The sequence below is a fragment of the Eikenella sp. NML99-0057 genome (genome assembly GCF_001648535.1).
In the GTDB taxonomy this organism is placed as follows: domain Bacteria; phylum Pseudomonadota; class Gammaproteobacteria; order Burkholderiales; family Neisseriaceae; genus Eikenella; species Eikenella exigua.
The window spans coordinates 44,754-68,037 of sequence record NZ_LXST01000003.1 but is presented as its reverse complement, the minus strand read 5'-3'; the positions used below and the strand labels follow the sequence as shown (position 1 = coordinate 68,037).

The following is a 23,284-nucleotide window of genomic DNA, read 5'->3' as shown; positions in this document are numbered from 1 at the left end:
AACTTAGGAGAAAACCATGCGAGCCCTTCTTCTTGTCGATATCCAAAACGACTTCATGCCTAGCGGCCGCCTGCCTGTGGCCGAAGGCGATGCCATTATCGAGCCGGTAAACCGGATTATCGGCGGCTATCCGCTGGTGGTGGCCTCGCAAGACTGGCATCCTGCCGGGCACGAGAGCTTCGCCTCCGCCCATGCCGGTAAAAAACCGTTCGACATCATAAACCTGCACGGTTTGGAGCAAGTGCTGTGGCCGGATCACTGCATTGCCGGCAGCAGCGGCGCAGCGTTCCATCCCGAGCTCAACACCACGCCCATCGCCGCCGTATTCCGCAAGGGCATGGACAAGCACACCGACAGCTACAGCGCGTTTTACGATAACGGCCGCCGTAGCAGCACCCAGCTTGCCGCCTACCTACGCGCCCACGGCGTAACCGATATTGACGTGGTGGGGTTGGCGGCTGATTTCTGCGTGTATTTCAGCATTGCCGACGCGCTGGCCGAAGGCTTCCGCGTGCGCCTGCTGGAGCACGCAACCCGTGCTATCGATGCCGCAGGCTTCGCCGCCAAAAAAGCCGAGTTGCTGGCGCATCCGAATTTTTCGCTGGCCGATTAGTTTTGGTTCGAGTTTTTCAGGTAGCCTCTGCGTTATCAAAGGCTACCTGAAAAATTTTAGCTAACGCTGCATCTGACAGCCGCCCGCGCTTTCAGGTAAAATCCGCCCGACCATCATTATTTTCAGGTAGCCCAAACCATGCTTAATAAAGACCAATTCGCCGATAACCACTTTATCCGCACCATCATCGAAGAAGACCTCAAAAGCGGCAAACACAGCGCCATCCAAACCCGTTTCCCGCCCGAACCCAACGGCTACCTGCACATTGGCCACGCCAAATCCATCTGCCTGAACTTCGGTTTGGCCTATATCTACGACGGCCTGTGCAACCTGCGTTTCGACGACACCAACCCGGAAAAAGAAAACGACGAATACGTTAATGCCATCAAGGAAGACGTTGAATGGCTGGGTTTCCATTGGGCGGGCGAGCCGCGTTTCGCTTCCAATTATTTCGATCAGCTGCATGACTATGCTGTCGGTTTAATCAAAGACGGCAAAGCATATGTGGATGATTTAACGCCGGAACAAATGCGCGAATACCGCGGCACGCTGACACAAGCGGGCAAAAACAGCCCCTACCGCGAGCGCAGCATCGAAGAAAACCTCGATTTGTTCACGCGCATGAAAAACGGCGAATTCCCCGACGGCAGCAAAACCCTGCGCCTGAAAATCGACATGGCATCGGGCAACATCAATATGCGCGACCCCGTCATCTACCGCATCCGTCGCGCCCATCACCACAACACCGGCGACAAATGGTGCATCTACCCGATGTACGACTACACGCATTGCATTTCCGATGCCATCGAAGGCATCACGCATTCCTTGTGTACGCTCGAATTTGAAGACCACCGCCCGCTCTACGACTGGGTGTTGGACAACATCCCCGCGCCACACCCCACCCGCCCGCGCCAATACGAGTTTTCCCGTTTGGAGCTGTTGTATTCCATCACCTCCAAACGCAAGCTGAACCAATTGGTTGCCGACGGCCACGTTGCCGGCTGGGACGATCCGCGTATGCCCACCATTTCCGGTATGCGCCGCCGCGGCTACACGCCCGAAGGCCTGCGCCTGTTTGCCAAACGCGCCGGTATTTCTAAGTCTGAAAACATCGTTGATATGAGCGTGTTGGAAGGCGCGATTCGCGAAGAGCTGGAAAACTCCGCCCCGCGTATGATGGCTGTGTTGAATCCGATTAAGGTAACGCTCACCAACTACGATGCCGCTCGTACCGAAAGCCGCATCGCGCCGTATCACCCGAACCGCGAAGATATGGGCAGCCGCGAACTGCCGATTTCGTCTACGCTCTACATTGAAGCCGACGATTTCAGCGAAAACCCGCCCAAAGGCTGGAAACGCCTGACGCCCGGCGGCGAAGTGCGCCTGCGCCACAGCTATGTGATGAAGTGCGACGAAGTGGTGAAAGACGCCAGCGGCAACATCGTTGAGCTCAAATGTAGCCTGGATTACGACACCTTGGGCAAAAACCCAGAAGGCCGCAAAGTGAAGGGCGTTATCCATTGGCTCTCGGCCGAACATGCCGTTCCCGCCACCGTGCGCCTGTACGACCGCCTGTTTACCGAACCCCGCCCTGATGCCGTGCGCGGCGAGGACGGCGCATACCTGCCGTTTACCGATTTCCTCAACCCCGAATCGGCTAAAGAAATCACCGCCTACGTTGAAGCCGCCGCCAATGATTTGCCTGCGGAGAGCCGCTGGCAGTTCGAACGGCTGGGCTATTTCGTGACCGACCGCAAAGACCATGCAAAAGGCAAGCCCGTGTTTAACAAAACGGTGGGTTTGCGCGATACTTGGCAGGCTAAAGCCCAATAACCCTGCGATGATGCAAAGGCTACCTGAAAAAGGCAGAGCCAGGTTTAGCTTCGCAGAAACTTTGCTTCGGCTGCGCCGAAACGTCATTTTCAGGTAGCCTGCTTTCATGCCGGACAGTATCTATACTTGACTAAATTACTTGGGTATTGGAAAATCCGCATCCCCTTGATGCAACAAGACCATAGCCCTATGCGATTAACCACCAAAGGCCGTTTTGCCGTAACCGCCATGCTTGATTTGGCGCTGTACGGGCACGAAAACCCCGTCAGCCTCAACGCCATCAGCGGTCGGCAGAATATTTCCCTATCCTACCTTGAGCAGCTTTTCGGCAAGCTACGCCGCGCCGGGCTGGTAGAAAGCGTGCGCGGGCCCGGTGGTGGCTATTTACTCAGCCGCCCGCCCGACGGCATCAATATTGCCGAAATTATCTATGCCGCCGAAGACAAGCTGGATGCCACCCGCTGCGGCGGCCAAACCAACTGCCATCACGGCACGCCCTGCCTCACGCATGATTTATGGGAGAACCTCAACCAAACCATCCAAGGCTACCTGAACAGCATCTCCCTGCAAGATGTGCTTGATAAAAGGCATAGCCACTACCTGTCATGATGCCGCCATCGACCTTACCCATATCCACTATAGCTAAGGCACTTATTTCTTTCTGCGGGGGTAAGCCAGCCGCTTTGGAAATGCGCTTCCGCTATGAATTAATTACACAACCACATACCAAACAGAGAAAATCATGGCCAAACAAACCCCCATCTATCTCGACTACGCCGCCACCTGCCCCGTAGACAAACGCGTGGCCGAAAAAATGATTCCCTATTTGAGCGACATCTTCGGCAACCCCGCCTCCAACAGCCACACATTCGGCTGGACGGCGGAAGAAGCTGTTGAAAAAGCCCGTGCCAACATCGCCGCCCTAATTAACGCCGACCCCAAAGAAATCGTCTTCACCAGCGGCGCGACTGAGTCCGACAACCTCGCCATCAAAGGCGCGGCAAACTTCTATAAATCCAAAGGCAAACACCTCATCACCGTCAAAACCGAACACAAAGCCGTGCTCGACACCATGCGCGACCTCGAACGCCAAGGTTTTGAAGTCACCTACCTCGGCGTACAAGAAAACGGCCTGATCGATTTGGACGAACTCAAAGCTGTCATCCGACCCGACACCATCCTGATTTCCGTGATGTGGGTGAACAACGAAATCGGCGTGGTTCAAGATATCCCCGCCATCGGAGAAATCTGCCGCGAACGCAAAATCATCTTCCACGTCGATGCCGCACAAGCCTGCGGCAAAATACCTGTGGACGTTGAAGCCGCCAAAATCGACTTACTGTCCATGTCCGGACACAAAGTGTACGGCCCCAAAGGCATCGGCGCACTATACGTCCGCCGCAAACCCCGCGTCCGCCTCGCAGCCCAAATGCACGGTGGCGGCCATGAACGCGGCTTCCGTAGCGGCACCCTGCCCACCCACCAAATCGTCGGCATGGGCGAAGCCTTCCGCATCGCCAAAGAAGAACTCGCGCAAGATATGGCGCACTACACCAAACTGCGCGACATTTTCCTCAAAGGCATCGAAGACATCGAAGAAGTCTATATCAACGGCGACCTCGAACACCGCGCCCCGAACAACCTGAACGTCAGCTTCAACTTTGTCGAAGGCGAAAGCCTGATTATGGCGGTTAAAGAACTTGCCGTATCCAGCGGTTCAGCCTGTACCTCCGCTTCGCTCGAACCCAGCTACGTCCTGCGCGCGCTCGGCCGCAACGACGAACTGGCGCACTCATCTCTGCGCATCACCTTCGGCCGCATGACCACCGAAGAAGAGGTGCAGTTTGCAGCAGAACTGATTAAATCCAAAATCGGCAAACTGCGCGAGCTTTCTCCGCTGTGGGAGATGTTTAAGGAAGGAATTGATTTGAGTACGGTAGAGTGGGCAGAACATTGATTTGCTCTCAAAGAGAAGGCTGGCTGAGATTTATCTACCAATCCTAGCAAGTAGGTTGGGTTAAAAACCCAACAATAGCAAAATCCTTTTTTCAGGTAGCCTTAATTCCACATTAAACTTTGAAGAACACAACCATGAACGACCAAGAACTAGACCTTGATAATTTGGATGCCCTACTCGAAGACTTCGATGGTATCACCGTGGAAGGCGGCACTGATCCTGAAAACAACGATGACGGCTGTGAAGGCGGTGCGTGCAAAATTTAGCCGCCCCATTTGAGCTTCGCAGGAATCTGTTTTGCCCGTTTTAATTTCGTTGAAACTAGAACTTTAGCTTCGCAGAAACTCCGTTTTCAGGTAGCCTTAATCCAATCACAAACCATCATAATTTTTAATAAGGAAACACATCATGGCATACAGCGATAAAGTTATTGACCACTACGAAAACCCGCGTAACGTCGGCACGCTTGATAAAGACGACAACAACGTTGGCACCGGCATGGTGGGTGCGCCCGCCTGCGGCGACGTGATGCGCCTGCAAATCAAAGTGAACGATCAAGGCATCATCGAAGATGCGAAATTCAAAACCTACGGTTGCGGCTCAGCCATTGCCTCGTCCAGCCTGATTACCGAATGGGTGAAAGGCAAAAGCCTGGACGACGCGCTGGCGATTAAAAACAGCGAAATTGCCGAAGAATTGGAATTGCCGCCCGTGAAAATCCACTGCTCGATTTTGGCGGAAGACGCAGTGAAAGCCGCCGTGGCCGATTATAAAAAGAAAAAAGGCGTATAACTATGGCCGGTGGCTGGGCGCCCGACGGCGCGGAACAGGCGTAAATTGATGCCAATTTAGACGATGCGCTGGCCGCCGCCCGGCGACATTTGCCCTCCGGTGAAAGCGCCTGTGAATGCACCGAATGCGGCGAACCCATTCCCGAAGCCCGCCGCCGTGCCCTGCCCGGCGTGCAGTTGTGCATTACCTGCCAAGAAGAGGCCGACAAACAGCAGCAATTCCGCTCCGCCTACAATCGGCGCGGCAGCAAGGACAGCCAGCTGAAATAGGCTACCTGAAACTGATGGTTTCATAGCAACCGAGTTTCCTGACAACGCGCCTGCTCGGGCATCGATGCCGTGTATGATCGTTTTACTGTCTGATGACGGTTTTCAGGTAGCCTGCCCCAAAAAAACCTGCCGACATCAATACGGAATAAACCTATGTTTACCCCAGAAGAAACCCAATCCCTGCTCGCCGAAAAGGTATCGGCAAAACCGTGCTGCAACGCTTACAGCAAATGGGTTTGGACGACGTGGCCAAACTGGCTGCCGCTGATGCTGCCGATGTATTAGAGCAGGGCGCGGCGCTTACCGGCAGCAGTTGCTGGAAAAACAGCCCGCAGGCCAAATCTGCCATAGCCACCGCTATCGCTTGGGCAGTAAACCGACAAAAGGCTACCTGAAAACCTGATATTGTTTTTCAGGTAGCCTCTTAAGAACCTAAAACAAAGGAAACCCCATGATTACACTCACACCCAACGCTGCCGAACACATCCGCAGCTTCCTCACCAAGCGTGGTAAAGGCGAAGGTATCCGCATCGGCGTGAAAACCAGCGGCTGCTCCGGCATGGCCTACACGCTGGAATTTGCCGATGAAATACTGCCCGATGATCTGGTGTTTGAAGGGCACGGCGTAAAAGTATTGGTTGATCCGAAAAGCCATATCTATCTCGACGGCACCGAGTTGGACTTCACCAAAGAAGGCCTTCAGGAGGGCTTCAAATTCGCCAACCCGAACGTGAAAAACGAATGCGGTTGCGGCGAAAGCTTTAATGTTTGAGCCCTTGGATTAGCGCATCAGAAGGCTACCTGGAACCCCGATTGTGGTTTTCAGGTAGCCTTATCGGCTACAATGCGGCCGTTTCTTTGATTGGGATTGATGATGGCAACCCGTTCCAAATCCTCCAAAAGCTGGCTGAACGAGCACGTGAACGACCCCTATGTGCATCAGGCGCAGAAAGACGGCTATCGTGCCCGGGCGGCATACAAATTGCTGGAAATCAACGACAAAGACAAGTTGATTAAAAATGGCTCTGTGTTGGCCGATTTGGGCAGCGCGCCGGGCAGCTGGTCGCAGGTGGCAGTTAAGCTGGCGGGGTCGCAGGGCAGGGTGTTTGCATTGGATATTTTGCCGATGGAGCCGATTGTGGGCGTATCGTTTATCCAAGGCGATTTCCGCGAAAACGAGGTGCTGGAAGAGTTGGAAAACTTGCTCGAAGGCCGCGCGCTAGACCTTGTAATTTGCGATATGGCACCCAATATGTCGGGCAATGCGGTAACCGACCAGGCGCGCAGCTATGTTTTGTGCGAGCTGGCACTGGATTTTGCCGCCGAGCATCTGAAAACCGGCGGCAATATGCTGGTGAAAGTGTTCCAGGGCGCGGGATTTCAGGAATATATGCAGGCCATGCGCGGGGTGTTTGCCCAAGTGCAGGTGCGCAAGCCCAAGGCCTCGCGCAGCCGTTCCAGCGAAGTGTATCTGCTGGGCAGGAGTAAGCGGTAAATCGGCAAGGTACTGGTTATCATCTGTTTTTTATTTGTGGCATTTATATAGTTAGGAGCTTGTTACCGTGCGTAACACCGTTAGGACGATTTTGGTTTGGCTGTTTCTGGCCGGGGTGCTGCTTGCCTCGGCCCAAACGTTGCTGGGCAAGAGGGAAGACAAACAGCTGATCAACTATTCGCAGTTTATCCAGCAGGTAAACAAAGGCGAAGTGGCCAAGGTGGATATTGAAGGCACGCTGCTGAGCGGTTATGTGATTAAAGGCGAGCGCACCGACAAATCCAAGTTCTATACCAATGCGCCGATGGACGACAAACTCCTGACGATGCTGCAGGACAAGAACGTTGATTTCCGATACATCCCCGAAGAAAAACCCGGCCTGTGGAGCAATATTTTCTTCACCAGCCTCTTGCCGGTACTGTTGCTGATTGGCGCTTGGTTTTACTTTTTGCGCATGCAAAACGGCGGCGGGGGCAAAGGCGGGGCGTTTTCCTTCGGCAAAAGCCGTGCTCGGCTGCTGGATAAAGATGCCAACCGCGTAACCTTCGCCGATGTGGCCGGTTGCGACGAGGCGAAAGAAGAAGTGCAGGAAATCGTGGATTACCTCCAAGCGCCAAACCGCTATCAGAGCTTGGGTGGCCGTGTGCCGCGCGGAATTTTGCTGGCCGGCAGCCCGGGTACAGGTAAGACTTTGTTGGCCAAGGCGATTGCCGGCGAAGCAGGCGTGCCGTTTTTCAGCATCTCTGGTTCGGACTTTGTGGAAATGTTCGTGGGCGTGGGCGCTTCCCGCGTGCGCGATATGTTTGAGCAGGCTAAGAAAAATGCGCCCTGTATCATCTTTATCGATGAAATCGATGCCGTGGGCCGCCAGCGTGGTGCCGGTTTGGGTGGCGGCAACGATGAACGCGAACAGACTTTGAACCAGCTGCTGGTGGAGATGGATGGTTTTGAAAGCAATCAAACGGTTATCGTGATTGCTGCCACCAATCGCCCGGATGTACTCGACCCAGCCTTGCAGCGCCCCGGCCGTTTCGACCGCCAAGTGGTGGTGCCGTTGCCTGATATCCGCGGCCGCGAACAGATTTTGAAAGTGCACGCCAAGAGAGTGCCACTGGATGCTTCGGTGGATTTGGTGTCGCTGGCGCGCGGCACACCCGGTTTTTCCGGTGCGGATTTGGCTAACTTGGTGAATGAGGCTGCGCTGTTTGCCGGCCGCCGCAATAAAATCAAGGTTGATCAGAGCGACTTTGAAGATGCCAAAGACAAAATCTATATGGGCCCCGAGCGGCGCAGCATGGTGATGCACGAAGACGAAAAACGCGCCACCGCTTATCATGAAGCCGGGCATGCCATCGTGGCCGAGAGCCTGCCGTTTACCGATCCGGTGCATAAAGTAACCATTATGCCGCGCGGCCGTGCGCTGGGCTTGACCTGGCAGCTGCCGGAGCGCGACCGTATTTCGATGTATAAAGACCAAATGCTCAGCCAGCTGGCTATCCTGTTTGGCGGACGCATTGCCGAAGACATTTTTGTCGGCCGCATTTCCACCGGTGCGTCCAACGATTTCGAACGTGCCACACAGATAGCGCGCGAAATGGTAACGCGTTATGGCATGAGCGAAAAAATGGGTGTGATGGTGTATGCCGAAAACGAAGGCGAAGTGTTCCTTGGCCGCAGCATTACCCGCTCGCAGCATATTTCCGAGAAAACCCAGCAGGATGTGGATGCCGAAATCCGCCGCATTTTGGACGAACAATATGCGGTGGCCTACAAAATTTTGGATGAAAACCGCGATAAGATGGAAACCATGTGCAAGGCCTTGATGGAATGGGAAACCATCGATCGCGATCAAGTGCTGGAGATCATGGAGGGCAAGCAGCCCAGCCCGCCGAAAGACTACAGCCACAATGTGCGTGGCGGCAACGACGCCGATGCCGGCAGCGCTGAGGCAACAGATGCAGGCGAAACTGACCAGCCTCTTGCCGAACCCGCTCCGGCTTTGGCAGATGAGGCTGCCGAGCAAGACCAAGCTGCTGTTCCGCTGAACGCACAGGCTGCAGAAGAATCAGAGCAGCAAGAGGCCGCTGCCGACAAACAGCTTTAAAATCACGGTGTATTATTTTCCTGCCAACACATCCGATGAAAGGAAAAACAATGAGCCAAAACGAAAACCTCCAGCCCGAATCCGCCGATAACAATGCACCGCAAGTGCAGGATGATACCGAGCTGAAGGTGCTCAACAATGCCGACAACAACAACGGCGAAACCACCGAAAGCGGTTGCTGTGGCGTTTGTGGCAGCTAAGTTTGGTTGGTTCTTTTGATAAAGAAGGCTACCTGAAACTTTCAGGTAGCCTTTTTAATCTTACTGCCGAACGGTACTCAGCCCTTACCCTTGCCGCCTGGCGGCCATGCGCTTGCCGATGATGTGCAGTTCGGCTTCGGGGATTTTGTGGTCACCTAGGTCGAACAGCTGCTCTTCGCGCGGAATGTGGAAGTCGTAGCCGGCAGTGAAGCGTGTGATGAGCTCGAGGTTGGGCGGCATGCCGTCGGCGAGGGAGGCCAGGTGTTGGTTGAGCAAATCCCAGCTGCTGTGCAGGGATTGGTGTTCGCTTTCCAACTCTTGGATCAGCGCCTTTGCTTCGGGGGCGTATTGCAGCAGCAGGGGAAAGAAATCTTCTTCTTCGTCTTGGTGGTGTAGAAGAGCGGCTACATTGAAATAGTGACAGATTTGGGTAACGGCTTGCTCAGCTACGGTGTTGTAGCCGTGCTGTGCTGTTGCAGATAGTCGGGCAGGGCGTGCAGTTGGCTGCAGAAGCGTTTTACTTTGCCATGGCAGGCGCGCAGCATGGCGGTGGGCTGCTCGAAGATAACGGAGCTGGTGTTGAATAAGTCCATGATGTGTATTGTTGAGGCTACCTGAAAAGCAAAATGCTGCCGTAATACGGCAGCAGTGTCAATGTGTGGACAGGGTTGGCCGAGCTGGGTGCGCGGTGGCAAAACTGCGGCTATTGCAGATTGTTTTTGCCGGCAGCAGCCTGATGGTTATCGCTGTGGTTGCCTAGGTAGGAAACGGCCAAATCGGCGCAGCAGCCGCAGCAGGTGGCCACGCCCAAGGCGTTTTGCAGGTCAGTAAGGCTGGTGGCTCCGGCGGCAACAGTTTCTTGAATCTGGCGGTCGGAAATGGCATTACAAACACAAACAAACATGAGTGTGCCCCTTAAAAATAGTTGTTCTATTGATAATCAGTATTATTAGTGTATAGTAATGGAAACTAATTTAGTATGGCAATAGGTTTTTATGTAAATGGGAGGGCAGGGAAAAGTTGCAGTTGTGGCCTTGGTATATAGCTAAAGCACTTCTCTATCCTACTGCGTTGGCTCGCCTTGTATGAGTGCTTCAGCTATGGCCTTTCTGGCTGCTACAAACCTTCTCTGCTATTTGGCCAAACTAACATAAAAGGCTACCTGAAATTTAGCTTCGTAGAAACTGGAGCTTTCAGGTAGCCTTATTATGTTGGCAGGATGAGCTTTACCCACTATTCTCTGTGTAATGATGGGCTATATATTATCCCCCCCTACTCCGGTTCAGAATCTGCCTGCCCGTTTAAAACAGGCAAGGCCAAGGTTTCGCCGTTTCCGCCCACGAATTCAATTTCACACTCATCTTTGCCGTATATATCTAGAATCACGCTGTGTGTGCTGACAGACAGGCGGTGTTCGGGAATGTCTCTAATCAGTTCAACTACTCTATCTTGTTGGCAGAAAGTGTCTCTATTTGCAACGCTGGCCAGATGCCGTGTGGTGGCAGCAGAAGCCGGCCCCGGCCGTACAGCTGCTCTTCCAAGACCAATGCCGCAGGCAGAAAGGCAAATTGGTGCGGCATGACGGTGATGGTGTGATTGATTGCAGCGGTGCTTATCCGCCAGCCGTGCCACTGGGGTGACAAGCTACCTGAAACTTGCCACCACACGCTGCCTTCCTGCTCCCCCTGCCCTGCCTGCTCGTAGGTCCAGCCCAGCAGCACGGTTTGCTGCGGCATAGCAAGCATTTCATTCAGGGCGGCATACAGTGGGCTGAGGTAATCGTCGGCATCGGCGGCGAGAAACACGCTGTTGCCGCTGCTGCCGAGGATTTGCGCCAGCTGGAAAGTGGTGGCGTTGTGAAGATTGGCCATGAAGTCGAGTGGCGAGGGCTGGCAGGCGGTAAGTTTTTGCTGCATCGCGGCCATGCGGGAGGGAGAGCTGAACGGCGAGGCGAGATAAATGGCAGGGTTTTCAGGTAGCCCTTGGCACAGCGGCAAGGCGCCGAGCAGGGCGAGCAGGGTGAAACGGCTCAGGCGGCGGGCATCAATACCGTATTGCTCGCGCAAAAGGCGGCGCAGCTCGGCATCAGGCTGCTGCGGTTCGGCAATAAAGCGGGCGCTGGCTTGGAGGTAGGCCAGTGTTTGGCCTGGGTGCAATGGATTCGACATCATCAAATATACTTTTCAGGTAGCCTTAACCCTGCCAATCCAACACCCAGGCACAATGGCTGCCGCCGAAGCCAAGGAAATAGTTCAGATAGCTGCCGTTTGGCAGCGGCTGGCCGTGCAGTGTGGGCAAAGGGAAATCGGGGGAGGATATGGGCAGGGGCGGCAGGCGGCCTTGTTGCAAGGCGGCGTGCAGCAGGGCGGTTTCCAAGGAGGCACTCGCGCCGAGGGTGTGGCCGGTGTAGGGTTTGAACAGCATGGCCGGAGTATGCGGCCAGATTTGGCGGCGCACCTGCATTTCTACTTCATCGCTCAGGCCGCCGCTGCCGTGGGTTTTCACGCCGCACAAATCCGGCGCGACCATCCCGGCACGGCGAAGACATTCGGCAAGCAGGCTGTGCAGCGGTTCGGTGGAAGAGGCGGTGAGGTTAAGGTGGTCGGTTTGCGCGGTGAAACCGTGCAGGCGGCAGGCGTAATCGTTGTGCGGTTGGGCAGAGAGTGCCAGCGCGGCCATACCTTCACCCAACACCAGCCCGCCGGCATCGAGAAACGGCAGCCTGCCCGGCTCGGTGTCGAGCAGATTCATGGCATAGAAATGCTCGAAGGTGAGCCGATTGAAGCTTTCAAAACCGACCACGATAGCGCGTTCGGCCAAGCCGTTTTCGATGCTGCTGGCAGCAGCAAGCAGGGCTTGGGCGGCGGCGGTGCAAGAGGTGGCGAAGCTGAATACGTTGGGGCTGCGGAAACGGGTTTTCAGGTAGCCTCCGATTTCGCACAAGGTGTAGTGTTCTTCTTCTGGGCTGGCAGCCGGCGCAGCTTCGCGGTCGGACATCACATAGGAGGTGGAACCGATAAACACGGGAATGCCGGCCAGGTTGTCTGCATCCCAGCCAGCTGCCGTAGCGGTTTGGCGGATTTGAGCCTCAATCCAGCCGCACAGCTGCGCCAGCGTGGCCGGAGCGGCGGGGAAGGCGGCAAAATACGGCAGCTCGCGCGGCCGCCCCAGGCCGTGTGCGGTACGGCGGGCGGGCGGTAGGAAGGGTGTTTCAGGTAGCCCGAACGGGCGGCTGCCCTGCCCTTGTGCGCACCAATAACTGCTGCCGCACAAATAGGCGGCTCGGGATGGAGTGTTTATGGTGTTCATTTTTCAGGTAGCCTCAAGTGGTCTGCCCGGCGTTTCCAGCAATTCCCATTCATACTCCGCCTCATGGATGGCCAGCACATAGCCGTTTTCAAGATACAGCCCGAAATCGTCATGTTGTTCAAACCAATGATCCAAAGCGGCCTGCAAGGCGGGCAGGGAAATGCGCGCCCAGAAGCCGAAGCCGTTTTCTTCTAGGCTTATCCAAGCTTTATCGGCAAGCAAGGCGCGTATCCGGCGCACCATTTCGGCACGGGCGGCTTGGTGTTGGGCTTGGCGGAGCGGGTGGTCGATGATGCCGTTTTGATGAAACGGGAAGATGGCGGCAGCCGGGCGGACGGTGCGGTAGATGCCGCTGTCGATAAACCGACGGGCAATGTCGCCATCTGTGGATTGGATGTCGGCAATATTTAAAAAGGCGTAGCGCTGCTGCAGGCGGGCTTGGGCGTTGCGTTGTTGGAGTTGGGCGATTTTCGGATTCATGCGTTGTGCTTAGCGATACGGCAAAGGCTACCTGAAAGCGGGCAGAACGGTTTTTCAGGTAGCCTTTATGCGCCATGCTGTTCGCGAATAAAGGCGGCCAAATCGCGCACGTTCATCATGTGTTTGCGCACCATGCGGTCGCCGTTGAGGCGCACGCCGTAACGGGCTTGCAGAGCGACGGTGATTTGCAGCGCATCGAGCGAATCGAGGCCGACCGGGCTTTCCGGGCCGAACAGCGGGGAGTCGTCGGCAAAGGCGGCCATGTCCACGTCGTCTTGTTTTTCGGTTTCGCGCACAATCAGGCTTTTCAAGGCCTGCTCCAGCGCGGGGGAGCTTAAATCGGGCGTGTTCACGTTAAAATCTCGCTTGGGTTTTGAGTTGGCGGCGGTAGAGCGCGGCGGCAGCGGCAAGGGCGGCCAGGCCGAAGCCGGCCAGGCGCAGCAGCTGTGGAATGATTTGTGCCAGGGTGTAATGGTTTAACAGCAGCTTCTGGAAGGCGGCCAACCCCCAGCCCATCGGCGAGAGCTGGGAGAGCTGCTGCATCAGCGCAGGCATGATGTGCACCGGCACCATCACGCCGCCCAGTGCGGCCATGATGATGATGCCGCCACCACCCAGCACCACGGCGTGTTCGGTGGTTTTGGCCAGCACGCTCACCAAAAGCCCGTAGCCCAGCGCGGCCAGGCTCACGGCGCAGGATACGGCGGCATAGCCAGCCCAGCCTCCGGCCAGCGCAAAGGCAGGCATGCCGAGCAGGGGCAGCACCCATGCGCCCAGCGCAATCATGCCAGCAAACTGCAACTGGTTGATTAAGAAGTAGGGAATCAGCTTGGCAGCCAAGAGTTTCCAAGCGGGGGCACGCGCCATGTTCAGGCGGGTGAGCGTGTTGGTCTGCCGCTCCATCGCCATCACGTTGGAGAGCGGTATCATAATGAAAAACATACCGAAAATCAGCCAGGCGGGCACGCTGTGCTGCACGGAATTGGGCTGCTCCACCGCCTCGCCCTGCCGGTTCAGATACGTTTCCTGCCACATTTCGCGCCCGAGATAAGTTTCGACTTGGCCGAACTTACTGTCCAATTCTTTGTTCACTTGATCTTGAATACGGCGCACGGCGGGGTTTTTGTTGTTGTCCAACACGATTTCGTTGCCATCGAAATACTGCGCCAGGCGTGCCTGGGTGTAGTGCTGGCGCATCAGGCCTTTGATGCCGAGCAGCCAGCCGCGGTCGGCATCGGGCTGGAGCCACAGGCGCAGGGGCTGTTCTTTTTCCAGCGGGGTGGTTTCATCGTTTGGATTGAGCAGCAGCAAATCGGCCTCGCCGCGCTGTAAGGCTACCTGAAAATCGGCCAGGCGGCTTTTATCGGCCAGCTGCACTTTCAGCTTCTCGTTTTGCAGGGCTTGCAGAAACTGTTGGTTAAGCTGGCTGTCGGGTTTGCCGAGCAGCACGATTTGCGCATCGGGATTGAGGTTTTCCCGACTACTGCTCAAGGCGGCCGACATAATCAGCATAAACAGAATCGGCATTACAAACAGCACGGCCACGCCGTGCAGATCGCGGCTGAGCAGCTTGAGTTCTTTTGCAATGGCGGCGGCTAACATGAGGCCGGCCTTGTGGGATGGGATGCTTGCATGGGCTTGGTCATATTCGTTTTATGGTTTTCAGGTAGCCTGCTTGGCCAAGAAGTCCAAATAAAAGCTTTCCAGCGAGGCAAAGCCGAAACGGCAGGCTTCGGCGGCGTAGCCTTTATTTTGCAGTGCAGCCAGCAGTTCGGCGGGCGTATCGGTATCGAAATGCAACGTGCCGTCGGCGGCACAGCGGCCTTGCAACGCGGCCAGCTCGGCATCGGGCAGCGGCGGCACGGTGCGCAAGGCCAGGCCAGGTTGCCCGCCTTGGCGCAGCACCTCATGCAGGCCGCCGTGATACACCAGCCGTCCGCCGTGCAGCAGCGCAATATCGCGGCACAACAGCTCGATTTCCTGCAAATAATGCGAGGTGTACACCACCGTGATGCCTTGCTGCGTGAGCGCGGCCACGCTATCCAAAATAAAGCGGCGCGATTCGGGGTCGATGCCTACGGTGATTTCGTCCAAAAAAATCAGCTTGGGGCGGTTGATGAGGCCGATGGCGAAGTTTAAGCGCCGCTTCAGGCCGCCGGAGAGGTGTTTGGCCAGCTTGGCGCGGTGTTCGGCCAGGCCGGCCTGCTCCAGCAGGGTTTTCAGGTAGCCTTCGTCGCGCACGGCATACAGCGCGGCAAAAAAGCGCATATTGTCCCACACCGAGAGCAAGGGATAAAAGGCAAAATCCTGCGGCACCAGCGAAATACGCTGCCGCTCTTTGGCCGGCAACCTGCCCAGCAGCACGCCGTCAAACAAAATCTGCCCGCCCTGCACCGGCAAAAGCCCGGCCAAAAGCGACATCAGCGTGGTTTTACCCGCACCGTTAGGGCCGAGCAAGCCCAGTGCAGCCCCTTCGACTATCGGCAGACTCACGCCGTTGAGCGCATTTTCCTGCGCCTGCGGATAGCGATAGGTAATTTCCTGTATTTCAATCATAAATTTTAAATTCTTAACATTTTAAATTCTTAACAAAGTTGCCAGAAACTGTCCATTTTATTCAACTACCTGAAAAATAATATCAGAATAATAGCCTAAGTCTGCTCGAAACTGCCGCCCAAAATTTCTAAAATCGATCCTCGTTCTTAACTCAACCTAATAATGATACTGATATGAGTACAATGAAAACTGCAAGATGGTACGGTCGCCGTGACATCCACGTGGAAGACGTAGCCGTTCCCGAAATCACACGCCCGTCATAAGTGAAAATCGCTGTGAAATACACCGGCATCTGCGGCAGCGACCTGCACGAATACCTCAACGGCCCTATCTTTATCCTGGTAGAGAAAGAGCACCCCTATTCCAGCCGCAAAGGCCCGCTCACGCCCGACCACGAATTTGCCAGCGAAATCGTGGAAGTGGGAACAGGCGTAACCAATGTGAAAGTAGGTGACTGCATAACCGTTGGGCCGATTTTGGACAAAGACGGACTCAAAGGCAAATACAACCTCGATAAAAATCTCGGCTTCGTTGGCCTGGCTGCCGACGGCGGCTTCACCAGCTACTGCGTGGTAGACGGCGAATTGTGCCACAAATTGCCCGACAGCATCGACTATGAACAAGGCGCGCTCACCGAGCCCGCCGCCGTGGCCCTGTATGCCGTGCGCCAGAGCAAACTCAAAGCCGGCAACACCGCTGCCGTATTCGACTGCGGCCCCATCGGCCTGCCCACCATCGAAGCCCTGCGTGCTGCTGGTGCTACCACCATCTACGCCATTGAGCTTTCTCCCGAACGCCAAGCCAAAGCTCGCAAACTGGGTGCCGTGGTGATCAACCCCTCCAAAGTGAATGTGGTAGAACACATCAAAGCCGAAAACGATGACGACGTAAACGTGTCGTTTGAGGTAACCGGCGTGGCTCCCGTGCTGAAACAGGCCATCGAAGCCGTGGAAAACGACGGCAAATGCGTGATCGTGAGCATTTGGGAAAACGAAGCCTCCATCCACCCGAACGAAATCGTGATTAAGGAAAAAACTGTGAAAGGCATCATCGCCTACCGCGACATTTTCCCCGCCGTATTGCAACTGATGGAACAAGGCTACTTCCCGAAAACAAGCTGGTTACCAAACGCATCAAGCCGCAAGACATCGTGAGCGAAGGCTTTGAAGCCCTAGTGAAAGAGAAGAGCCAAGTGAAGATTTTGGTGTCTCCGAACTAAGCGCACAGTTGGCTTAAACCGAACAGCCGCCCACAGGGAAACTTGCGGGCGGTTTTGTATGAAAGGCTACCTGAAAAATGGATTTCAGGTAGCCTTCGGTGCAGTGGCGTGCAGGCATTAAATATACCCTGCGGAATCTCAAATAGCCCTTACGCCCACATGGATCCAAACAATTGGAAATAATCAGGAAAGGTTTTGCTCACGCATTGTGGATCATTGATACACACGGGCATGCCGAGCAGGGAAACCAGCGAGAAGCACATGGCCATGCGGTGGTCGTCATAGGTGTCGATGCTGGCGTTGGCGGCCAGGCGGGGCGGCGGGTTGATGTGGATGGCTTCGGCTTCCTCTTCCACCCGTGCGCCGAGTTTGCGCAGTTCGGTGGCCATGGCGGCGATGCGGTCGGTTTCTTTCACGCGCCACGAGCCGATGTTGCGCAGGCTGCAACGCGCGCCGGAGGCAAGCGCCACCACGGCCAGAGTCATTGCCGCATCAGGGATGTGGTTGGCATCCAAATCAAAGGGGCTGATGCGCTGGCCGGGGCGGCGGGCTACCTGAATATAATTTTCACCCCATTCCACGGCGGCGCCGATTTTTTCCAGCTCGGCAGCAAACGCGGTATCGCCCTGGATGCTGTGCCGCCCGATGCCGTACACGCGCACGGGGGCGGCGGCAAGCAGGCCGGCGGCGAGGAAATAGGACGCGCCGGAGGCATCGCCTTCCACATGGAGGGTGGCCGGGGCGTGGTAGCGGGCGTTTTCAGGTAGCCTGAACAGGCGGTGGCTGTCGTGGGCTACCTGAACGCCGAATTGCGCCATCAGTTTGAGCGTGATGTCGATATAGGGTTGGGAAATCAGCTCGCCCTGCACTTCGATTTCGTGCTCCTGCCCGGTGAGCGGCAAGGACATCAGGAGGGCGGTGAGGAATTGGCTGGACACGTTGCCGCGCACGGTAATGCGGCCCTGGCCGCCGGCCTGCCGTTCGTTGATGTGCAGCGGCGGATAGCCTTCCCGGCCTTCGTAGCGGATTGTTGCCCCAGCTTGGCGCAGGGCATCGACCAAATCGCCGATGGGGCGCTCGTGCATCCGCGCCACGCCGTGCAGGCGGTAATCGCCGCCAAGCAAGGCCAGGGCGGCGGTAAGTGGGCGGAAAGCGGTGCCGGCGTTGCCGAGGAACAAATCGGCCTGCCGCTGCGGGAAACGGCCGCCGCAGCCGTGCACGGTATAGCTGCCGCCGCCATGATGTTCGATGCGGACGCCGAGGCTTTGCAGCGCGGCGAGCATGTGGCGGGTGTCGTCGGCGTCGAGCAGGTTTTCAATGCGGCAGGCGTTGTCGGACAGGGCGGCCAACAGCAGGGTGCGGTTGCTGATGCTTTTGGAGCCGGGCAGCGTGATGGCGGCAGGGCGCAGGCGGGCGGCGGGTAGATAGAGGGAATCGGTCATGATGGGATGGGCTTGGGATAGGGAGGGAAACTGGCTGCAAACAGGCAGCGGGTTTTATAGTGGAATGGCTGCTTTCAGGTAGCCTTTCGTGTTTGCGGGCTACCTGAAATTTTGGCGGTTTTCAGGTAGCCTCTTGCTTGGCCTACAGGCTACCTGAAACCACCGCCCTACTCTGCTGCCGCCATTTCCAGCATTTCGGCGGCATGGCGGCGGGTGGTGTCGGTGAGGGTTTCGCCGCCGAGCATACGGGCGATTTCTTCAACGCGCGCACTGCCTTCGAGCTCACGGATGGTGCTCACGGTTTGGCCGCCGCCGCTGTGTTTGCTCACCTGCCAATGCTGCACGCCGCAGGCGGCCACTTGCGGCAGGTGGGTAACAGCGAGCACTTGGTGCTGCCGCCCCAACGTGCGCAGGGCGCGGCCGACGGTTTCGGCCACGCCGCCGCCGATGCCGCTGTCTACTTCGTCAAAAATCAGGGTGGGAATCTGGGTGTATTGGCTGGCGGTTACCTGCAGAGCCAGGCTGATGCGGGCCAGTTCGCCGCCGGAAGCGACTTTGTTCAACGGCCGCAAGGGGCTGCCTTGGTTGGCGGCTACCTGAAACTGCACCTGCTCCAGCCCGTATGCCTGCGCTTCGCACGGAATGAGCTCGATGTGGAAACGTGCGCCGCGCATGGAAAGCTGCTGCATATGCTCGGTGGTTTCTTCGGCCAGTTTGGCGGCGGCCTGCTGCCTTTGGGCAGACAGCTCGCGTGCGGGCTGCTGGTAGGCGGCTTCGGCCAGGCGCACTTGTTCGCGCAATGCTTCGATGTCGGCGGCGGCTTCGGAATCGGCCAAATCCTGCTGCAGCTGTGCCAGGCGGGCAGGCAGCTCTTCTGGCTCGATACGGTGGCGGCGGGCGGCAGACATCAGTTCGGCCATGCGCTCTTCCTGCGCGGCCAATTCGGCGGGGTTGATTTCGGCACGGGCGGCCACGCTGTGCATGTGGCTGCTGATTTCGCTCAGCTCGGCTTCGATGCTATCCAGCATTTCCAGGCTTTCGGCAAAACGCGGTTCGATGCCGGAGAGGCTTTCCAGCTGGCGTCGGCAGCGCCCGGCCAGGCTGTGCAGGCCGTTGTCGCCGTCGATGTGAGCAGCCACTTCTTCGGCAGCCTGCAACAGCTCAGCAGCATGCGCTAGGCTGTCGTAGCTTTGCGAAAGCTGCGCCCATTCGCCTTCCACCGGGGCGAGTTTTTCCATTTCGCCCACCTGCCAGGCCAGCCGTTCGCGCTCTTCGGCCAAACGCTCGCCCTCAGCCTCGGCGGTGGCCAAATCCTCCTGCACCTGCCGCCATTGCCGATAAGCGGCTTGCACTTGTTCGGCCAAAGGTTTGCTGCCGGCAAAAGCGTCCAGCAGATCGCGCTGCACGGCTTCGCTGTTGAGCGAGTGGTGTGCACTTTGGCCGTGGATGTCCACCAGGCGGCTGCCGATTTGGCGCAGTTGGGCCAGGGTGACAGCCTGATTGTTAATGAAGCTGCGGCTACGGCCTTTGCTGTCGATGGTGCGGCGGATGGAAAGCTCGACCTCGTCTGCGCCGAGCAGGCCTTGTTCGCAGAGTTCGGCGCGCAATGCGGGCAGGTCGCTCAAATCAAACAGGGCGGAAAGCTGCGCTTCGGGGCAGCCGTGGCGGATTTGGCTGTAGTCGGCCTTGTCGCCGAGCAACAGGCTGAGCGCATCGAGCGTAATGGATTTACCGGCACCGGTTTCGCCGGTGAGCACGGTAAAGCCAGGCTGGAAATCCAAATGGAGTTGCTCAACAATTACAAAATCGCGCAAAGAGAGGGCAAGCAGCATGGTGTTCTCGAAAGGGAAGAGTGAGGCGGATTATATAACAGGCTACCTGAAAACCGAGAGGCTACCTGAAAACGGTTTTTCAGGTAGCCTTTTGCTGTGTATCTTGGAATTACAGTAGTGCGTCTACAAACTCGCGGGCGTTAAACGGGCGCAAGTCGTCGATGCCCTCGCCCACGCCGATAAAGCGCACCGGCACGGGGCGGCGGCTGGCGAGTGCGGCCAATACGCCGCCTTTGGCCGTGCCGTCGAGCTTGGTCACGATGAGGCCGGTGAGACCCAGCGCGTCATCGAAGGCAATCACTTGGTTCACGGCGTTCTGCCCGATATTGGCATCCAGCACCACCACGATTTCGTGCGGCACGTCGGGCATGGATTTCTGCAACACGCGCTTCACTTTTTTGATTTCTTCCATCAAATGGGTTTGCGTAGGCAGGCGGCCGGCGGTGTCGGCCAGCACGATGTCGATACCGCGCGCCTTGGCGGCTTCCACGGCATCGAAACAGACGGCGGCAGAATCGCCGGAAGCTTGGGAAATCACGGTAACGCCGTTGCGCTCGCCCCATTCGGCCAGCTGCTCGCGGGCAGCGGCGCGGAAAGTGTCGCCGGCAGCCAGCAGCACGCTTTTGCCCTGCCCTTGAAAATATTTGGCCAGCTTGCCGATAGAAGTGGTTTTGCCCGCGCCGTTAATGCCGGCGAGCATAATCACAAACGGCCGTTTGTCTGCGGGCAAGGTCAGTGGCTGTTCCAGCGGTTTAATCAGCTCGTAGATGGCCTCTTTCAATGCACCGCGCAGTTCTTCACCGTCTTTCAGGCCGCGCAGGCTCACACGCTGGCGCACTTCTTCCATCAGATGCTCGGTGGCTTCAATGCCCATATCACTGGTGAGCAGCACGGTTTCCAGCTCTTCATACAGGTCTTCGTCTATCTTGCCGCCGCCAAACGCACCGGCCAGCGACTTGGCCATTTGCTGGCGCGATTTGCTCAAGCCTTGTCTGAGTCGGTCGGCCCAGCTGAGCGAGGCGGACTGTTCAGGCGAAGGTTCGGTAGTGATTGCTTCTGCAATTGATGAAGCAGCCAGTTCAGCGGCTTCCTGTTCATTGAATGCTAGTTCGTTGGTTGACTGCTCATCAGAGGCATATTCATCGATCGAAGCAACTTCTTCAGCCGTGGCAATGGATTGTTCAGCCAAGACTTCCAGTTGCACGAGCGGTGCTTCAGCATTCGCTACCTCTGTAGCTGCAGTTTCATGCACCAATGTTTTGTTGGGCAAGTCAGTCGATTTCGATTCGGCAACAGAAATTTCAGCAGCAAATGTCGGGGCAGCGGCTTGCTCTGCTGTTTCTGATGCAGATTGCGTCGCAACCTCTTCGGCTTGCACTACTTCTTCAACCGCCTGTACCAACTCGGCTTCCTGTTGCGGGGCTGTGGGTTGCGCTTTGCGCTTTCTAAAAAATCCAAATACCATCTGGTTGGTTATACTCCATAAACAAACCGGTTTACTAACCAGCAATGGAACAAAGGCTACCTGAAACAGATTGGCTGTATTTTCAGGTAGCCTGGCGTGCGGCACTCATTGCGTGTCGGATAGGCGTTTAGCTGCTTTCCAAATCTACAATGCTGCGTGCGGCACGGCGGGCGTCGAGCAAGATCAAACCTAGTTTGGCACTTTCTCGGGCAGTTACTACCAATACAGTGTCTTCACCGGCTTGAATCAGCAGGATGTAGCCATCGGTGCCTTTCACAATCACCTGCTCCAATTCGCCACATAGTAGCTCTTTGGTAGTACGGTTGCCCAAGGCCAGCAACGCGGCAGACATAGCACCCACACGATCCGGGTCAATATTGGCCTGGAGCATAGAGGCAACCGGCAAGCCGTCACTGGAAATAACAGCGGAAGCGGTAATATCAACAGACGAGCTGTTTAAATCGCTCAATACAGAAGAAACTAATTGTTGTTGCATATTGTGTTTTCCCAATAATTTAATTAGAGTGCTTCAATCTGGTTAGCAGAATCAACGATTTGATACAGCGCCCGCACTAAAGATACAAATTCATCTTTATGCAGCTGCGGTACACCGCCGGTAACCAGGATAAATTTCAAATCACCGATATACAGCGGGAAGAAAGTCAGCTCACTCTGGCCTGACGGATCACAAATGCCCACCGCATTGTGGTAGATATTCAGGTTGTTCTTAATCAAGAGGCTATGCTGTTCATACAAGCGAACGGCTTCACTGGCCAACACTGCGATTTCTTCAGCAGCTTCGTGGTTGAAACCGGAGCTGGAAAAATAGAAACCGTCTTGATCTACCAATAATGCCTTCTGCACATCAGAGAGGTGTGTCAGGATATTGGGCAGGCCGGTGCCGCTGAGCAAATCGGTTTTTTTGTCTGGCTCGTCTTCGCCATACAAAAATTCCAAACGCTGCATGCGGTACAACAAGTTGAGTGCGGCATCAATATCGTTGGTTTGCGCCCAACGCAATAAATTTTCCCGGCCAACAGTTTCCTGCTCGCCAGCCTGCAGAATACCGCCCAGCAGAGTACGGCTAGCGCTTTGGCCTTTATTGGAAACCGCATAGTATGCGCCAGCGGGAGTTACTCGTGGGTATAGATTAGGCTGCAAAAGTAGTGTCGAATCCATTTTTATACCTCTAAACCAGGATCAATTGAATACAGCATCGCAGTAACCAGCTGTTTCACATCGTTTTCATTCCGCGCATCAATTTCAAATACCGGCACGTTCATGCCGTATTGCAGCAGGTATTTCTGATACACCTCGATACCGGGCGTGGCTTTCAAATCCATCTTGGTTACACCCACAACCACAGGTGCGGTTTTGAGCAAATCACTAAACGAATCCAAGAAGAATTTCAGGTCTTTCAAAGGATTGGAACGGGTATTATCCAACAGCAACACCAAGCCCATACTGCCTTGGCTCAAAATGTCCCACATGAAATCAAAACGTTCCTGCCCGGGCGTGCCGTACAAATGCACCTTGGTATTCTCATCTAAGTGAATCACACCGTAGTCCATGGCCACGGTGGTGTGGCTTTTCATGGAGGTAGTCATATCAGATGCACGGGCATCAGTCTTAATTGGTGGGTCATCTGACAGCGCAGCAATAGCGGTAGTTTTCCCTACGCCGACCGGACCTGTAAAAATAATCTTATTCTCTGCCAT

The 23,284-nt window shown here is 56.0% G+C and carries 26 protein-coding genes and 2 pseudogenes; 13 read left to right on the top strand and 15 right to left on the bottom strand.

The window, feature by feature from the left end; all coding sequences use genetic code 11:
* Positions 1-16: 16 nt before the first annotated feature.
* The 12 genes and pseudogenes from pncA (at position 17) to A7Q03_RS10385 (ending at position 9,263) form a co-directional block, all read left to right on the top strand.
* On the top strand, positions 17-613 hold the full coding sequence (pncA, locus tag A7Q03_RS05215) for a bifunctional nicotinamidase/pyrazinamidase (RefSeq protein ID WP_067447958.1): 597 nt from the start codon (positions 17-19) through the stop codon (positions 611-613).
* A 138-nt stretch (positions 614-751) separates the two neighbouring features.
* Positions 752-2,446: a glutamine--tRNA ligase/YqeY domain fusion protein gene (locus tag A7Q03_RS05210; protein ID WP_067447956.1), complete on the top strand. Its 1,695-nt coding sequence runs from the start codon at positions 752-754 to the stop codon at positions 2,444-2,446.
* Between the two features lie 189 nt (positions 2,447-2,635).
* Positions 2,636-3,055, top strand: a complete 420-nt coding sequence (locus A7Q03_RS05205) for a Fe-S cluster assembly transcription factor (RefSeq protein WP_067448210.1) — start codon at positions 2,636-2,638, stop codon at positions 3,053-3,055.
* 133 nt (positions 3,056-3,188) lie between these two features.
* Positions 3,189-4,403, top strand: a complete 1,215-nt coding sequence (locus A7Q03_RS05200; protein WP_067447954.1) for an IscS subfamily cysteine desulfurase — start codon at positions 3,189-3,191, stop codon at positions 4,401-4,403.
* A gap of 134 nt (positions 4,404-4,537) precedes the next feature.
* A complete protein-coding gene (locus A7Q03_RS10720; protein ID WP_255361152.1) occupies positions 4,538-4,669 on the top strand; it encodes a hypothetical protein in 132 nt (43 codons plus the stop codon).
* 142 nt (positions 4,670-4,811) lie between these two features.
* Positions 4,812-5,195, top strand: a complete 384-nt coding sequence (gene iscU / locus A7Q03_RS05195) for a Fe-S cluster assembly scaffold IscU (RefSeq protein ID WP_067447952.1) — start codon at positions 4,812-4,814, stop codon at positions 5,193-5,195.
* A gap of 44 nt (positions 5,196-5,239) precedes the next feature.
* Entirely contained in the window at positions 5,240-5,464 is a 225-nt protein-coding gene (locus tag A7Q03_RS05190) for a DksA/TraR family C4-type zinc finger protein (protein WP_231863751.1), read from the top strand.
* Positions 5,465-5,617: 153 nt separating this feature from the next.
* Positions 5,618-5,859: pseudogene (locus tag A7Q03_RS05185) on the top strand (recombinase RecA).
* Between the two features lie 56 nt (positions 5,860-5,915).
* Entirely contained in the window at positions 5,916-6,236 is a 321-nt protein-coding gene (iscA, locus tag A7Q03_RS05180) for an iron-sulfur cluster assembly protein IscA (protein WP_049257904.1), read from the top strand.
* Between the two features lie 102 nt (positions 6,237-6,338).
* Positions 6,339-6,959: an RlmE family RNA methyltransferase gene (locus A7Q03_RS05175; protein WP_067448208.1), complete on the top strand. Its 621-nt coding sequence runs from the start codon at positions 6,339-6,341 to the stop codon at positions 6,957-6,959.
* Positions 6,960-7,026: 67 nt separating this feature from the next.
* Entirely contained in the window at positions 7,027-9,063 is a 2,037-nt protein-coding gene (ftsH, locus tag A7Q03_RS05170; RefSeq protein WP_067447950.1) for an ATP-dependent zinc metalloprotease FtsH, read from the top strand.
* Positions 9,064-9,113: 50 nt separating this feature from the next.
* On the top strand, positions 9,114-9,263 hold the full coding sequence (locus tag A7Q03_RS10385; protein ID WP_167738608.1) for a hypothetical protein: 150 nt from the start codon (positions 9,114-9,116) through the stop codon (positions 9,261-9,263).
* Positions 9,264-9,347: 84 nt separating this feature from the next.
* Here A7Q03_RS10385 and A7Q03_RS05165 read toward each other — a convergent pair.
* The 9 genes and pseudogenes from A7Q03_RS05165 to A7Q03_RS05130 form a co-directional block, all read right to left on the bottom strand.
* Positions 9,348-9,856: pseudogene (locus tag A7Q03_RS05165) on the bottom strand (hemerythrin domain-containing protein).
* A 110-nt stretch (positions 9,857-9,966) separates the two neighbouring features.
* A complete protein-coding gene (locus tag A7Q03_RS05160) occupies positions 9,967-10,167 on the bottom strand; it encodes a (2Fe-2S)-binding protein (RefSeq protein WP_067441055.1) in 201 nt (66 codons plus the stop codon).
* A 368-nt stretch (positions 10,168-10,535) separates the two neighbouring features.
* Complete coding sequence (locus A7Q03_RS10840; RefSeq protein ID WP_369799465.1) at positions 10,536-10,649, bottom strand: hypothetical protein; 114 nt, start codon at positions 10,647-10,649, stop codon at positions 10,536-10,538.
* 53 nt (positions 10,650-10,702) lie between these two features.
* A complete protein-coding gene (locus A7Q03_RS10595) occupies positions 10,703-11,434 on the bottom strand; it encodes a hypothetical protein (RefSeq protein WP_153705564.1) in 732 nt (243 codons plus the stop codon).
* A gap of 22 nt (positions 11,435-11,456) precedes the next feature.
* Complete coding sequence (locus tag A7Q03_RS05150; protein WP_082880688.1) at positions 11,457-12,572, bottom strand: beta-ketoacyl synthase N-terminal-like domain-containing protein; 1,116 nt, start codon at positions 12,570-12,572, stop codon at positions 11,457-11,459.
* Between the two features lie 3 nt (positions 12,573-12,575).
* Positions 12,576-13,052, bottom strand: coding sequence for a hypothetical protein (locus tag A7Q03_RS05145; protein ID WP_067447946.1), 477 nt, complete (start codon positions 13,050-13,052; stop codon positions 12,576-12,578).
* A 65-nt stretch (positions 13,053-13,117) separates the two neighbouring features.
* Positions 13,118-13,405, bottom strand: a complete 288-nt coding sequence (locus tag A7Q03_RS05140) for an acyl carrier protein (protein ID WP_067447944.1) — start codon at positions 13,403-13,405, stop codon at positions 13,118-13,120.
* A 1-nt stretch (position 13,406) separates the two neighbouring features.
* Complete coding sequence (locus tag A7Q03_RS05135; RefSeq protein WP_067447942.1) at positions 13,407-14,654, bottom strand: ABC transporter permease; 1,248 nt, start codon at positions 14,652-14,654, stop codon at positions 13,407-13,409.
* Between the two features lie 60 nt (positions 14,655-14,714).
* Complete coding sequence (locus A7Q03_RS05130) at positions 14,715-15,608, bottom strand: ABC transporter ATP-binding protein (protein WP_067447940.1); 894 nt, start codon at positions 15,606-15,608, stop codon at positions 14,715-14,717.
* Between the two features lie 263 nt (positions 15,609-15,871).
* Here A7Q03_RS05130 and A7Q03_RS05125 point away from each other — a divergent pair, with 263 nt between their 5' ends.
* A complete protein-coding gene (locus tag A7Q03_RS05125; protein ID WP_275689128.1) occupies positions 15,872-16,762 on the top strand; it encodes a zinc-binding dehydrogenase in 891 nt (296 codons plus the stop codon).
* 214 nt (positions 16,763-16,976) lie between these two features.
* Here the strand turns inward: A7Q03_RS05125 and aroA are convergent, their stop codons facing one another.
* The 6 genes from aroA to A7Q03_RS05095 form a co-directional block, all read right to left on the bottom strand.
* Positions 16,977-18,269 carry a 3-phosphoshikimate 1-carboxyvinyltransferase gene (gene aroA, locus A7Q03_RS05120; protein ID WP_067447938.1) on the bottom strand — a complete coding sequence of 431 codons (1,293 nt, stop codon included), beginning with the start codon at positions 18,267-18,269 and terminating at the stop codon, positions 16,977-16,979.
* Between the two features lie 167 nt (positions 18,270-18,436).
* Positions 18,437-20,101, bottom strand: coding sequence for a DNA repair protein RecN (recN, locus tag A7Q03_RS05115; protein WP_067447936.1), 1,665 nt, complete (start codon positions 20,099-20,101; stop codon positions 18,437-18,439).
* A gap of 109 nt (positions 20,102-20,210) precedes the next feature.
* Positions 20,211-21,566 (bottom strand): signal recognition particle-docking protein FtsY, encoded by a 1,356-nt coding sequence (gene ftsY / locus A7Q03_RS05110; protein WP_082880687.1) that lies wholly within the window; start codon positions 21,564-21,566, stop codon positions 20,211-20,213.
* Between the two features lie 127 nt (positions 21,567-21,693).
* On the bottom strand, positions 21,694-22,062 hold the full coding sequence (locus tag A7Q03_RS05105; protein WP_067441083.1) for a roadblock/LC7 domain-containing protein: 369 nt from the start codon (positions 22,060-22,062) through the stop codon (positions 21,694-21,696).
* A 23-nt stretch (positions 22,063-22,085) separates the two neighbouring features.
* Entirely contained in the window at positions 22,086-22,745 is a 660-nt protein-coding gene (locus A7Q03_RS05100; protein ID WP_067441086.1) for a roadblock/LC7 domain-containing protein, read from the bottom strand.
* A 2-nt stretch (positions 22,746-22,747) separates the two neighbouring features.
* The gene (locus A7Q03_RS05095) at positions 22,748-23,284 is read right to left on the bottom strand and encodes an ATP/GTP-binding protein (protein WP_064089950.1); all 537 of its coding nucleotides are present in this window, start codon (positions 23,282-23,284) and stop codon (positions 22,748-22,750) included.